Source organism: Kutzneria sp. NPDC051319 (assembly GCF_040682195.1).
In the GTDB taxonomy this organism is placed as follows: domain Bacteria; phylum Actinomycetota; class Actinomycetes; order Mycobacteriales; family Pseudonocardiaceae; genus Kutzneria.
This window is the reverse complement of record NZ_JBFBAM010000080.1, coordinates 30,556-43,208: the sequence shown is the minus strand read 5'-3', so window position 1 is coordinate 43,208 and position 12,653 is coordinate 30,556. Positions and strand designations below refer to the sequence as shown.

The 12,653-nt window shown below is 71.8% G+C and carries 13 protein-coding genes; 6 read left to right on the top strand and 7 right to left on the bottom strand.

Annotation, left to right across the window (positions count from 1 at the left end; all coding sequences use genetic code 11):
* Nucleotides 1–129 precede the first annotated feature (129 nt).
* Nucleotides 130–2,310: an ATP-dependent RecD-like DNA helicase gene (locus tag AB0M73_RS42585; protein WP_363904243.1), complete on the bottom strand. Its 2,181-nt coding sequence runs from the start codon at nt 2,308–2,310 to the stop codon at nt 130–132.
* A 63-nt stretch (nt 2,311–2,373) separates the two neighbouring features.
* Here AB0M73_RS42585 and AB0M73_RS42580 point away from each other — a divergent pair, with 63 nt between their 5' ends.
* From AB0M73_RS42580 to AB0M73_RS42570, 3 genes are read left to right on the top strand one after another with little or no spacing between them, the layout of a single operon-like run.
* The gene (locus tag AB0M73_RS42580) at nt 2,374–2,592 is read left to right on the top strand and encodes a DNA-directed RNA polymerase sigma-70 factor (RefSeq protein WP_043721028.1); all 219 of its coding nucleotides are present in this window, start codon (nt 2,374–2,376) and stop codon (nt 2,590–2,592) included.
* Nucleotides 2,592–3,131: a Clp protease N-terminal domain-containing protein gene (locus tag AB0M73_RS42575; protein WP_363904240.1), complete on the top strand. Its 540-nt coding sequence runs from the start codon at nt 2,592–2,594 to the stop codon at nt 3,129–3,131. The genes AB0M73_RS42580 and AB0M73_RS42575 overlap by 1 nt, the downstream gene beginning before the upstream one ends.
* Nucleotides 3,132–3,174: 43 nt before the next feature.
* Nucleotides 3,175–4,089: an SDR family oxidoreductase gene (locus AB0M73_RS42570; protein ID WP_363904237.1), complete on the top strand. Its 915-nt coding sequence runs from the start codon at nt 3,175–3,177 to the stop codon at nt 4,087–4,089.
* Between the two features lie 43 nt (nt 4,090–4,132).
* On the opposite strand, the gene AB0M73_RS42565 is transcribed toward AB0M73_RS42570, so the two are convergent.
* From AB0M73_RS42565 to AB0M73_RS42555, 3 genes are read right to left on the bottom strand one after another with little or no spacing between them, the layout of a single operon-like run.
* Nucleotides 4,133–5,104, bottom strand: a complete 972-nt coding sequence (locus tag AB0M73_RS42565; protein WP_363904234.1) for a YafY family protein — start codon at nt 5,102–5,104, stop codon at nt 4,133–4,135.
* Between the two features lies 1 nt (nt 5,105).
* The gene (locus tag AB0M73_RS42560) at nt 5,106–5,762 is read right to left on the bottom strand and encodes a hypothetical protein (RefSeq protein ID WP_363904232.1); all 657 of its coding nucleotides are present in this window, start codon (nt 5,760–5,762) and stop codon (nt 5,106–5,108) included.
* Entirely contained in the window at nt 5,759–6,883 is a 1,125-nt protein-coding gene (locus AB0M73_RS42555; RefSeq protein ID WP_363904229.1) for a type VII secretion protein EccE, read from the bottom strand. Before AB0M73_RS42555 ends, AB0M73_RS42560 begins: the two co-directional genes overlap by 4 nt.
* A 55-nt stretch (nt 6,884–6,938) precedes the next feature.
* Here AB0M73_RS42555 and eccB point away from each other — a divergent pair, with 55 nt between their 5' ends.
* Both eccB and AB0M73_RS42545 read left to right on the top strand, forming a co-directional pair.
* Entirely contained in the window at nt 6,939–8,315 is a 1,377-nt protein-coding gene (gene eccB, locus AB0M73_RS42550; protein WP_363904227.1) for a type VII secretion protein EccB, read from the top strand.
* A gap of 23 nt (nt 8,316–8,338) precedes the next feature.
* Nucleotides 8,339–8,773 carry a VOC family protein gene (locus AB0M73_RS42545; RefSeq protein WP_363904224.1) on the top strand — a complete coding sequence of 145 codons (435 nt, stop codon included), beginning with the start codon at nt 8,339–8,341 and terminating at the stop codon, nt 8,771–8,773.
* Between the two features lie 48 nt (nt 8,774–8,821).
* Here the strand turns inward: AB0M73_RS42545 and AB0M73_RS42540 are convergent, their stop codons facing one another.
* On the bottom strand, nt 8,822–9,253 hold the full coding sequence (locus tag AB0M73_RS42540) for a MarR family winged helix-turn-helix transcriptional regulator (protein WP_363904221.1): 432 nt from the start codon (nt 9,251–9,253) through the stop codon (nt 8,822–8,824).
* Nucleotides 9,254–9,313: 60 nt separating this feature from the next.
* Between AB0M73_RS42540 and AB0M73_RS42535 the strand changes: the two genes are divergently transcribed.
* Nucleotides 9,314–10,042 carry an SDR family NAD(P)-dependent oxidoreductase gene (locus tag AB0M73_RS42535; RefSeq protein ID WP_363904218.1) on the top strand — a complete coding sequence of 243 codons (729 nt, stop codon included), beginning with the start codon at nt 9,314–9,316 and terminating at the stop codon, nt 10,040–10,042.
* Between the two features lie 4 nt (nt 10,043–10,046).
* Here the strand turns inward: AB0M73_RS42535 and mycP are convergent, their stop codons facing one another.
* Both mycP and eccD read right to left on the bottom strand, forming a co-directional pair.
* Nucleotides 10,047–11,282 carry a type VII secretion-associated serine protease mycosin gene (gene mycP / locus AB0M73_RS42530; RefSeq protein WP_363904215.1) on the bottom strand — a complete coding sequence of 412 codons (1,236 nt, stop codon included), beginning with the start codon at nt 11,280–11,282 and terminating at the stop codon, nt 10,047–10,049.
* The gene (gene eccD / locus AB0M73_RS42525; protein ID WP_363904212.1) at nt 11,279–12,652 is read right to left on the bottom strand and encodes a type VII secretion integral membrane protein EccD; all 1,374 of its coding nucleotides are present in this window, start codon (nt 12,650–12,652) and stop codon (nt 11,279–11,281) included. Before eccD ends, mycP begins: the two co-directional genes overlap by 4 nt.
* Nucleotide 12,653: the final 1 nt, after the last annotated feature.

Here is a 12,653-nt window from a genome sequence, read left to right as displayed (position 1 = left end):
TCCGGACGACAGATCTCGCGCAAGGCATCACGCCGGTCCCGCTCGGGGTCAGACCGGGTCGGGAGGACCACCATCTACATCCTCACTGTCCCGCTTAGCGTCACACCGAAATACGGTTTCCGGCAGAGGTCAGAACGCCGCTACCTGGCCGTGGTCCTCGCGGAGGGGCGGCAAGACGCCGGCGGCCAGGTCCTCGCCGGTGAAGCGCCAGGTCAGGGCGGTGTTGCGGCGGTCACCGGTCTGCTCGACGGCCATCCGCAGGGCCCGGGGCTGCCCGACCAGAACGACCATGGCCTTGGCCCGGGTGATGGCGGTGTACAGAAGGTTCCGGCGCAGCAACAACATCCCGGCGCTGGTGCTGAGTGGCACGACGACGTACGGGTATTCGCTGCCCTGCGAGCGGTGGACGGTGATGGCGTAGCCGTGGGCGAGCTCCTCCAGCTCGTCGAAGTCGTACTCGACGGCCTCACCGTCCTCCAGGGTGACCTCGAGGAGGCGGTCCTCCAGGGACAGGGCGGTGACGGTGCCGGCGGTGCCGTTGAAGACGCCGGCCTTGCCCTTGTCGTAGTTGTTGCGGATGGGCATGACCCGGTCGCCGACGCGGAAGGCGCGGTCGTCGGACCAGTACTGGGGGTCGCCCTCGCGGTGGGGGTTGAGCACGTCCTGCAACAGGCGGCCGATGTTGAGGGCGCCGACGTCGCGGGCGCGGCCGGGGCACAGGACCTGGATCCGGCTGGGCTCGATGCCGTACGCGGCGGGCAGCCGGCGGGTGGCGATGTCGACGACAGTCTCGGCGATGTCCTTGGGGTCCTCGGCGGGCACGAACCAGAACTCGGGGTTGTTCACCGGCAACACGCCTTCACGCACGTTCACGGCGTTGGCGGTGATGCCGCTGCCGGCGCCCTGCCGGTAGACGCGGCTCAGGTGCGTGCGAGGAATGTCCGGCACGTCAAGGAGATCCCGCAGCACGGAGCCGGGACCGACGCTGGGCAGCTGATCGACGTCGCCGACCAGCAACAGGTGCGCGCCGGGCGGGATCTTGTCGACCAGCGCGTCGGCGAGGCCGATGTCCAGCATCGAGCTCTCGTCCACGACGATCAGGTCGGCCGACAGCGGGTCGTTCACGTCGAACAGGCTGCCGTCGTCCTCGGGCTCGGCGTTGCGGCCCAGCATGCGGTGCACGGTCATCGCGGGCATGCCGGTCAGCTCGGACAGACGACGCGCGGCGCGGCCGGTTGGGGCGGCCAAGGTGATCTTCGCGCCGGCGGCCTTGGCTGTCTTGGCTATGTGCCGCACGGTGAAGCTCTTGCCGCAGCCGGGGCCGCCGGTCAGGATCGACACGGTGTGGGTCAGGGCCATCTCCACGGCCTGCCGCTGCGTGTCATCCAACTCCGGGCCGTCCAGCTTGGGCTTGCCGGGCAACGACGAGGGCGTGTCCAACAGACGGATCACGTTGTCGGCCAACAGGGTTTCCTGCTGGTGCAGGTGGGCCTGGAAGACCACGTCCCGGCCGTTGATCTGCTCCTGCACGACCTTTCGCCTACGCCGCAACGCATGCAGCGCCGCGCGGATCATCTCCTCGTCCTGCGCCACCATCGCCGTCGTATGCGTGAGCACCTCGTTCACCGACAGGAAGCAGTGCCCGCCCATGGTTCTGGCCTGGAGCAACGTGTGCAGCACCGCGGCCTGCATGCGTTCCGGGCTCTGCTCCGGGATGCCGGCGGCCAGGGCGATGGTGTCGGCGGTGGCGAAACCGATGCCCCAGACCTCCTCGACCAGCCGATACGGCTCGTTGCGCACCACCTGCAACGACTGCTCGCCCAGCTTGCGGTGGATGCGCACGGCCAGGGCGGGGCTGACGCCGACGCCCTGGAGGAACACCATGACCTCGCGGACCGCGCGCTGGTCGGCCCAGGCCGTGATGATCTTCACCATCCGGTCGCGGCCGATCTGGTGCACCTCCATCAGGCGCTTCGGGTCGCGGTCGATGACGTCCAGGGTGTCCTCGCCGAACGTGTCCACGATGGCGTCGGCCAGCTTGCGGCCGATGCCCCGGACCAGGCCGGAGCCGAGGTAGCGGCGGATCGCGTGCACCGTCGCCGGCAGCACCCGCTCGCACTCGCCGACCCGGAGCGTGCCGCTGGTGGTCCAGTCGCCGTCGACGCGGACGGTCTCGCCGGGCTGCAGGCCGTGCAGCACCGTGCCGGCGATCTTGGTCTCGCTGCGTTCGCCCGTGGTCAGGACCGCGACCGTGTAGCCGTCCGCCCCCACATATATGAGGCGGTCGACCACACCCTCCGCGACGGTCACGCTCCCCATCGTAGGTGTCAACGTTTGTTGACGGCGTGGTTATCGTCAACTAATGTTGACAACGTGACCGACATGAACGACCTCGCCGCGGCTGCCAGCGGCGCCGATGCCCGCACCGGCCTGCGGGCGGCGCTCGCGCTGCGCCGGCTGGCAGAGACGTTGGAGACGCTGCAAGTCGGCAACGCGCGGCGGCAGGGGTGGTCCTGGCAGGAGATCGCCGACGCGCTGGAGGTCACCAAGCAGGCCGTGCACAAGAAGTACGCCAACCTTCAGGAGGAATGATGTTCGAACGGTTCAGCCGCCCCGCGCGGGAGGTTGTCACGACGGCTCGGCAGGAGGCGGAAACGCTGGGGCACCGGCATTTCGGCACCGAGCACCTGCTGCTGGCCCTGGTGTCCGGCACCGGTGGCGGCCATGACGCCCTGGTCGCGGCCGGTGTGGACCGCGCGCTGGTCGCGGCGGCGATCGCCGACACCACCGTGCTCGGCGCCGCCGACGCCGATGCCCTGAAGTCCGTGGGCATCGACCTGGACGCCGTGCTCTCCCGTATCACCGAGTCCTTCGGGCCCGATGCCTTGCGCAAGGCCGTTCCCGGTCGCCGACGCGGTCGGGTCGGCGTTTCGCCCCGGGTGAAGAAGGTGCTGGAGCTGGCCCTGCGGGAGGCCGTGCACCTGGGCCACTCGGCCATCGGCACCGAGCACATCCTGCTCGGTATTCTCCGTGACGGCTCCGGGCGCGCCTTCACCATCATCACCGGCGCCGGCGTGGATCCGGTCGAGCTCCGGCGGACCGTCGTCGACGGGTTCGGCAAAGCCGCCTGAACCATGCCATGTTCTGTCAGGGTTACCCGGCAGGGTGCCCGGCATGGACGATCTCAAGGGCAAGATCGCAGTCGTGGCCGGGGCCACCCGTGGCGCCAGCCGGGCCATCGCGGTCGAACTCGGCCGCCGCGGGGCCCACGTGTACGTCACCGGGCGGAGCACCCGGGCCGAACGGTCCGAAGTGGACCGCGCCGAGACCATCGAGGACACCGTCGAGCTGGTCGAGAAGGCCGGCGGCAGCGCCGTCGCCGTGCGGGTGGACCACCTCGAAGCGGCCGAAGTGCAGGAACTGGCCGCCCGCGTCGACCGCGAGCAGGGGCGGCTCGACATCCTCGTCGACGGGCTGTGGGGCGGCGACGGCCTGATGACCTGGGGTGTTCCGGTGTGGGAGCACCCGCTGGCGGAGAGCCTCCGCATGATCCGCCTCGGCATCGACTCGCACGTCATCACCAGCCATTTCCTGTTGCCGCTGGTCATCCGCAATCCGGGCGGCCTCGTCGTCGACATGACCGACGGCACGGCCGAGTACAACGCCCAGTACCGGGAGGGCACCACTCTCGCCTTCTACGTGGCCAAGGCGGCCGCCCACCACCTGGCCATCGGTCAGGCGGCCGAGCTGAAGTCCTTTGACTGCACGGCAATTGCCCTCACACCGGGGTATCTGCGGTCCGAGGCGATGCTTGAGCACTACCGCGTCACCGAGGAGACGTGGCGGGACGCCCTCGTGCGGGAGCCCCATTTCTGCATCTCCGAGTCCCCGGCCTTCGTCGGTCGCGGTCTGGCGGCGCTGGCCGCCGACCCGGCGCGGGCCCGGTTCACCGGCCAGACCCTCAACAGCGGGCAGCTGGCCCAGATCTACGACATCGACGACGTCGACGGCAGCCGTCCGGACGGCTGGCGGTACATGATCGAGGTGGCCGGCACCGGCAAGCCGGCCGATCCCACGGGTTACCGATGAAACGAAGGCGGACTTGGTGGCGCATATGCCACCAAGTCCGCCTTCACGTCTCACGGTGGCGCGAGGCCATCCGCCGCACGACCGCTACGAAAGCGGCCCTGGTCTCGGCCGGCCCCAGCACCTCCACCTCGTCGCCCAACGCGATCAGCTGACCGGCGGCGATGGTGGCCTCTTCCAACTCCACGGTGACCTCCGTCCAACCGTCGGAAGCCGGCGGCCCGGCCTGCTCCAGGGCTTTCACGGCGGCGTCGGGGTCGAGGATCTTCGGCAGCGCACGCATCCCGTACGGGCTGAGCCGGATCCGCACGGGCACGGTCCGCAGCGACTGCTCGAACTGCGCCGAGGACTGCTCCCACCAGGCGACGAGGTCGAAGTCCGGCGGGCGTTCGAAGCGCTGGTCGGTCTCCGCGACGGCTTCGATCCGGGCCACGCGGTAGGTGCGGAGGTCCCCGTCGACCTCGGCCACCAGGTACCAGACGCCGGCCTTGAGCACGATTCCCAACGGCTGCAAGGTGCGCTGCACAGTCTTGCCGGACCGGCCGTAGGCGATCTCCACTCGCCGCTGCTCCCACACCGCCCGCGCGATCGCCGCCAGGTGTTCCGTGTCGTCGGCCGGACGGAACCAGGATGGCGCGTCGAGGTGGAAGCGCTGGGCCATGGCCTGGGCCTGTTCCCGCAGCGCTGGCGGCAAAGTCGCGAAGAGCTTGGCGTGCGCGGCGGACATCGCCGTGCCCAGGCCCAAATCGGCCAGCGCCTGCGGCACGCCCATGGCGAACATCGCCACGGCCTCCCTCGACGTGAGGCCGTCCAGGTGCGTGCGCCACCCGTCCACCAGCCGCACGCCGCCGTGCCGCCCCGCCTCCGTCCACAGTGGAACCCCGGCGTCGCGCAGGGCCGCGATGTCCCGGTGCATGGTCCGCTCCGAGACGTCCAACGCCGCGGCTAACTCCGCCACCGTCGCGCTTCTCTTGCTGTACAAGGTGAACAACAGGGCCACCAGCCGCTCGGCGCGCATCCTAGTGGGGCACGCCGTCGGACATCAGCTCCATCTCGGCCGGCGTCACGTCGAGCCGTGCCACAGTGGTGCCGGCCCGACCGCAGAGGGCGACCTCACCCGGACGCAGGTCGTCAGCCAAGCCGCCATCAGGCCGGTTGCGCAAAGACAGCACGGCCTCGCCATGACCAGGGGCGCAGACAACGACAACGTCGGCGGCACGCCAGAACTCGGAGCGGGTGGGCACGCGGGAGGCGACGTGGATGACCGTGCACCAGGGCGCATCGCCGACCCAGTTGGGCGGAGGCTCGGGGGCGTCGAGTACCAGGGCCTGCGGCGCACGGGGACCGGCCGGCACTCCCGGCCACCGCACCGAGCGCTGGGTGAAGGTCATGCGACGGCCGCCGACCTTGGTCCACAGACCCTGCCATGACGGCTGCCGCTGGCTGTACACCGTGACCTGGCAGCCGACGGCCAGCAGCCGGTGGGCCACGAGCCGGGCGACGCCGACGCCGTCGACCAGCCCGATGCGCACGGGGTGGGGCTGAATCGCCGGCAGGCAGGCGATGTTGCCGCCGCGGTCGGCCCCGAGCAGCACGCCGGCCGCCGGCACGTGCAGGGACAGGGAGATGTCGGCCAGGTTCCGCCACGGCTGGGCCGGCAGTTGAGAGGTGCTCATCGTCGTACCAATCCAATCGCGCTGGTCAGGTCCCGAGCCCCGCCGCCCAGCGGCAGCGTGGCGACGACACCGGCGGCCTGGTTGTCGGTCAGCGGCTCGACCAGCCCGGTGGCGATCAAGGCGGCACGGGCATTGGCGGCGGCGCCGTGGTCGGCGGCGAAAAGCCTTAGCACCGAGCGGGTCTGGGCCGAGTGACCGTCGAGTTCGACGGCCACGGACACGACGCAGCGGTCGGCGGCGATGGAGGCGGCGGTCATCAGGAGCTTGCTCCAGTCGCCCGTGACGGCGAGGCAGCAGTGCGCGCCGGCCTGCGTGAGCCAGGCGTCGGCATGGAACCGGCCCTGGTGGCTGGGGTCGCCGACGGCCCCGAGCAGCTCGGTCGCCGCCGCCGACCCGAGCAGATGAACCTGGAATCCGTTGTCCATCAGGTGCACCCGCAGCCGGGCGGCCGCCGCGACGAGCGCGGTGCGAGCGCCGGCGGTCCCGCCACCACGGCGCTCGGTGGCCTCGGGCGCCCACAGCGGTTCGTGCCGCAGCACCAGCCACACCCGTCGCAGCACGGGCACGGCCGAGGTCGGCAGCCGGCGGTAGACCATCGTCGGCCCGAACCGCTCGGTCACGTCCAGCGGCGGCAGCGGGAACTGCTCGATCAGCACCTGGAACCCGGCCAGCTCCGCCGGATCGGCCGCCACCTGGGCGGCCAGCGTCGCCACGTCCAGCCGCAGATTGCCGGCGATCTCCAGCTCCAGCACGGCGGCGAAGCCCTGCCCGTCGCCGATCACGCCGAGCGGCGCTGCGCCGCGACCCGTCACCTCGACGACGTGCAGGTCGGGCAGCACTTCCCGGATCACGCCGAATCCCGGGCCGGTCGAGGGTGGCGGTGGCCCCGGCGCGGGCGCGCGCAGCCGGAAGGCCAGGTGCTCGGTGGCCCATTTTCCTTGCCAGAACAGGAAGGTGCCGACCAGCGTGAGGCCGGCCAGCACCATCAGGGCGATGCCGAAGGGCCCCATGATCGCCACCCCGGCCCCGGCCGTGCCGACGGCGGCCTCGGCGGAGATCCACCGGGCCCGCCCGATCCGCCCCGGGCGCCGGGGTCGCGTGCGTGCGGGACTGTCTGCCACAGATGCAGTATGCCGATAGAGTCCGACTCGGCACGCCCAGTTGGGGAGGGCAGCGATGGTTACCACGCGAGACCAGGTCGAGGCCTACACGTACGAGAGCAGGCGGCAGGTCACCAGCCTGATGCTCGGCGCGGACGAGGCCGTGACCGATCCTCGCCGCCGGCTCAACCGGTCGACCGTGGGTGGCACGGTCATCGCCGTGCTGCTGATGGCGGGCTTCGGCATCGCCGGTTTCCTCGGCGGCGGCAGCGGTCCCGCGCTGCCCGGCTCGGGCGCCGTAACGGTGAGCGGCACCGGCGACCATTACGTGATCGTCGACGGGCAGGTGCACCCGGCGCTGAACCTCGCGTCGGCGCTGTTGGTCGGCGGCGGCTCGCTGACCGAGGTTCGCTCGGAGGTGCTGGCCGGCAAGCCGCGCGGCCTGCCGGTCGGGATCCCCAACGCCCCGGACGCGTTGCCGTCCAAGGACAATCTCACCAACGGCGCCTGGACGGTGTGTGCGCTGCAGTCGGGGTCCGTCTCGGCCCCGCCGCAGATCACGCTGCTCATCGGGGCCGCCCCGAGTCAGGGCACTGTGGACTCCGCCTCGGGCGTGTTGGCCCAGCTGCCGGACGACAGCACGTGGCTGATCAGCAAGGGCCGCCGCTACAAGCTGACCGGCAACACCCGGGCCCTGCTCGGCCTGCAACGCGCCGCCACCGTCCGGCTGCCGGCCGAGGTGTTGGCGGTCGTGCCGGAGGGCGCGGAAATCACCCAACCGAGTGTCACCTCGGGCGGCGCGCCGACCGTGCAGCTGCCGTCCCAGGTCGGCGTCGGCGACGTCATCCAGACCCGGCAGACCGGCGTCCAAGAGCAGTTCTTCGTGGTCGAGCCGGACGGCCTCGCGCCGATCTCCGAGCTGACCTACGCGCTGCTGGCCGCCTCCGGCAGCCGCGTCGACCAGCTCGACGCCAACGTCGCGGTGTCGGCCCCGCAGTCGCACGCCCAGCCGCCGGGCAGCAACACCTGGCCCGACCGCATCCCGCAGCCGGTCGGCCCGCAGCTGGACCAGCCGCTGTGCCTGAGCACCACGCCCGGCCAGGCCCCCGGCGACGCCCCGTGGCAGCTGTCGGTCAGCCTGCCACTGGCCATGCCTTCGCCCTCCGGGCTGTCCACCGTGACCACCAAGGCCGGGCACGTCACCAACGTCAAGATCGCCGCCGGCTCCGGCGCCGTGGTGAAGGCATCCTCAGCCGCCGGCCAGGACGGTGTGCTCACCCTCGTGACCGACTCCGGCCAGCGGTTCCCCATCCCCAGCGCCGACGCCGCGTCCCGGCTGCACTTCGACCCCAACGCCGCCAAGAACGTGCCGCTGCCCTTCGTCACGCTACTGCCGGCCGGGCCCACGCTGGATCCGGCCGCCGCGGCTAAGGAATTCCCCGGCGGCAACTAGGTCTCGGCCATTACGGTGGGGCCATGGCATCGGTCAGGCAGGTCCAGGTCACCTTCGACTGCGCGGACCCCAAGCGCGTCGCCCTTTTCTGGTGCGAGGTGTTGGGCTACGTCGTGCCGTCGCCCCCGCCGGGCTTCGACAGCTGGGACGACTTCGACCACTCCCTGCCCGCCGACCGCCAGGGCTCGGCCTTCGCCTGCGTCGACCCCAACGGCGTGGGCCCGCGGCTGTACTTCCAGCGCGTGCCCGAGGGCAAGGTCGTCAAGAACCGGGTGCACCTCGACGTGCGGGCCGCCCCCGGCCTCGCCGGCCAGGAGCGCCTCGCCGCCCTCCGCGCCGAGCGCGCACGCCTGGAGGCCCTGGGCGCGGTGTGCCATCTGGAGCAGGTGTCCGACGACTTCAACGAATCCTGCATCACCATGCTGGACGTCGAGGGCAACGAGTTCTGCCTGGACTGATCCGGCAACGAACGCCGGAAACACCGTTGGGCGGGGGCTGTGCCCGGTTCAAGGGGTGTCTGTGAGGGCGTCCAGGGCGTGGCGGAGTTGGCGGCGCTGGGTGGGGTCGAGGTGGTCGAGCAGGTGACGGCGGACGGCGTCGGCGTGGGCGGGGCGCGCTCGGCGGGCGAGGGAGTGGCCGGCGTCGGTGAGGTGGACCTCGACGCCGCCGTCGGCCGGGTGGCGGGTGAGAAGGTCGCGATGTTCCATGCGGCTGAGCTGGTGGGACAGGCGGCTGCGGTGCCAGCCGACGGATTCGGCCAGGGCGTTCTGGCGTAGGCGGCCGCCGCCGAGCTCGGCGACGCGGGTGAGCACGGCGAAGTCGGCGTCGGAGAGGCCGACGGCGGCGGTGATGTCCTCGGCGATGCGGGCCCGGACGGTGTCGGCGGCCGACTTCCAGGCGTGCCAGAGGGCCATCTCGTCGGCGTCCAGTTCGCTCACCCGGTCACGGTAGCGGGCCGGGTGTTGACATGACAACAGAAACGGGCGCACGCTGTTGTCATGACAACAGCTGGCCAAATCGCGCTGGTCACCGGCGCGAACAAGGGGATTGGCAAGGCGATCGTGGCGGGACTGGCGGGGCGAGGCTTCACGGTCTACCTCGCCGCTCGTGACGCGGACCGGGGAAAGAAGGCGGCGGACGAGGTCGAGGGGGACGTCCGGGCGATCACGCTCGACGTCACCTCGGACGACCACGTCCAGGCCGCGGTCGAGCGGATCGAGCACGAGGCGGGCCGCCTCGACGTCCTGGTCAACAACGCGGGCACGCATCCGCTCAACAACCGGAAACTCGATCACCTGCCGACGCCGACCGAGGAGACGGTGGAGGACCTGCGCCACGTCTACGAGACGAACGTCTTCGCGGTCGTGCGCCTGACGAACGCCTTCCTGCCCCTGCTGCGCCGCGCGTCGGCGGCGCGGATCGTCAACGTGACCAGCAAACGCGGCTCGATCAGCGAGGACGGCGCCTGGGCCGGGCAGCCGGTCATGTCCTACTCCAGCTCCAAAACGGCCCTGAACGCCATCACGGTCCACTACGCCCGGGCCCTGGCCGACACGCCGATCAAGGTCAACGGGGCGGCCCCGGGACACGTGGCCACGGACTTCAACGACTTCCGCGGCACCCGCACGCCCGAACAGGGCGCCGACGTGGCGATCCGCCTGGCCACGCTGCCCGAGGACGGCCCCACCGGCGCGGTGTTCCAGGACGACACGCAACTCGCCTGGTGAACGGCTACAACAGCTCGACCTCGGTCGGCTCCGGGGTCTGAGGCATCGAACGAACGTCGTCACGCCCGCCCGGGCGCCAGCGGCGGAGGGCGGCGCGGCGGAAGGCGATGCCGCCGACCAACGCCAGCAGGCCGGCGAGGGCGAGGCCGCCGGCCCAGGCCAGGGCGGTGCGCAGGACGGGGCCGAAACCCTCGTCCTCGGCGGGGCGGGGGAGCACGGCGACGGTCCCGACAGGACGGTCCGATGTGGACGGAGCAATCACGGGCGCGGTCAAGGCGGCGAAGGGATCCACGACACCGGCCCCGACCTTGTCGTCACGGGAGCCGGCGACGGGCACCGCGGTGTTGATCAACCGCTGCACGACGGCGGGGCCGGACAGGCCCGGGAACCGGGAGCGGACGAGGGCGGCGACGCCGGAGACGATGGCGGTGGCGAAGCTGGTGCCGGACTGGGTGATGTAGCCGCTCCCGCCGGCGGCGGTGCTGGTCAGATCGGAGCCGGGGGCGGCGATGCCGACCCAGGGGCCCTGGTTGGACTGGGCGATGGGGGCGCCGTTGACGTCGACGGCGGCGACGGCCAGAACCCCGGGATAGGCGGCGGGGTACCAGGTTTGCCCCGGCTGCGACTGCTGTTCGTTGCCGGCGGCGGCGACCACGACGACGTCCCGGGACAGCGCGTACTGGACGGCGTCCCTGATCGAGGGCCGGTCGACGGGCAACGCGAACGACAGGTTGAGCACGGAGCCGCGGTCGGCGCCGTCGTGGATCGCCTGCGCGATCACCTTGTCCGGCAGGTCGGAAATGGTGCCGACCATGCGGATGGGGGCGATCTTGGCGTCGGGGGCGACGCCGACGACCCGGTCGTCGTCCAACGGCCGTGCGGCGATCAGGCCGGCGACCATGGTGCCGTGGTTCTGGCAGTCCTCGGCCGTGCCCGGCGAGTCGGCGGCCACCCGGGGATCGTTCACGGCCGCCACGTCGACGCCGGGCACCACGGCCGGAGCCAGCTTGGGATGCCGACTGTCCACACCGGAATCGACGACGGCCACGGTGACCCCGGCCCCGGTGCTCAGGTCCTTGACCCGGGGCAGGCCGAGCCGGTCGATCATGGGATCACGGCCGGCCGCGGCGGGAATGGGCTGCCCCGCAGCCGGCGGCGGCTGGCACACGGCGAAGGCCATGGGGGCCGGCACGACCAGCAAACCCGCGGCCACCAACAGGACCGCAGCGACCCGCATCATGCGCGCAGGTTCAGCAGCGCGGCGTACACATCCCAGACCGCCAGCACCAACGGCACGACGGCGAGCAGCAGCGCGGTCTCGGTCATGTCCAGCAACCGGACCAGCCGCGGATTGGCCGCGCGGCGACCGCTGTTCACGCCGATCAGCCCGGCCAGCAAAGCAAGTCCGACCAGCACGGGCGCGGCGATGCCGAGCATGGCCGTGGTGTCGGCGGCGAAGTGCGTCACCGCAACTCCCGTGCCAGCAACAAAAACCGCCGCCACGGTGATGACCGGTGCGGACACCTGGGCGCGTTCCCGGAACAGTCGGGAGCGCAGCACGACCAGGATCGTCAGCACGGCGGCGAGCACAGCCGACCAAAGCGCCGCGTCCGCGGCCAGCAGCGCGATGCCGACGCCGACGGCGGCGTGACAGCCGGCGATGAGCCCGGTGAACAGCTGACGGGCTCGGGAAACCCGCTGCTGGGTGCGTTCCAGCTCGACCTGCCCCGGCAAATCGGCCAGGTCCTCGGCCGAGCGCGGCAACACCGGCCGCGGCAAGCGGGCCGCGCGCAACGCCAAAGTCGGCATGACGGTCGTGACGGCCAGGGCCAGCGGCGCGATGACACCGGCGGACCGCCCCGGCCCGACGTCGCCGACCACCGCCAACAACCCGCCGAGCAGACCGAACAGCCCGAGCACGCCCACCGCCGCAAACACTGCGTCACCGCCGCCGACCACCACCGGCCCGAGCCCGGCCACCAGCAGAAACACCGCGCTGGCCAGCAGCAGGTGCCCACGGCCCCAGTCGCCGCCGAGCAACACGACGGCGCCGACGGCCCCGACCGGGGCGGCCAGCGCGGATGTGAGGATGCCGGCCTGGAGGTCGCCGCCCGCGCGGGCCAGCGCCCCGCCGCCCAGCAGCAACAGAACCGCGGCCACCAAAGCGAGATAGCCGCCGACGAGACCGCCGTGCGCGGCGACAGCGGCGGTCGCCGACAGCACGGCGATGGCCGCCACCACGCCACAGGCCAGCCGGGTCTGGGCGCTCTCCCACGCCGTGTGCACGCCGCCCGCGCCGATCACCTCGACGACGTCGTCGTACAGCGGCGGCGGAGTGCGTTCCCGCGCCTGGTGCAGCACCAGCACATCGCCGTCATGGATGCCGGAGCCGGCCAGGCTCAGCGCGGAATCCAGCCGCGAACCGTCCGTCTTGCTCACGGCCCAGCCGCCATGGCCGACCCCGCCGTCGTCACCACCGCCGTCGGCGGCGTGCCGCAGCAGTGTCGGCAGCAGGTGCGCCAGCGGTATGCCGGCCGGCACCGCGAGGTCGACCCGGGTGCGGGGGCCGGCCACCGCGATACGGCAAAAGGCCCCGGTCTCTGCCTGCACG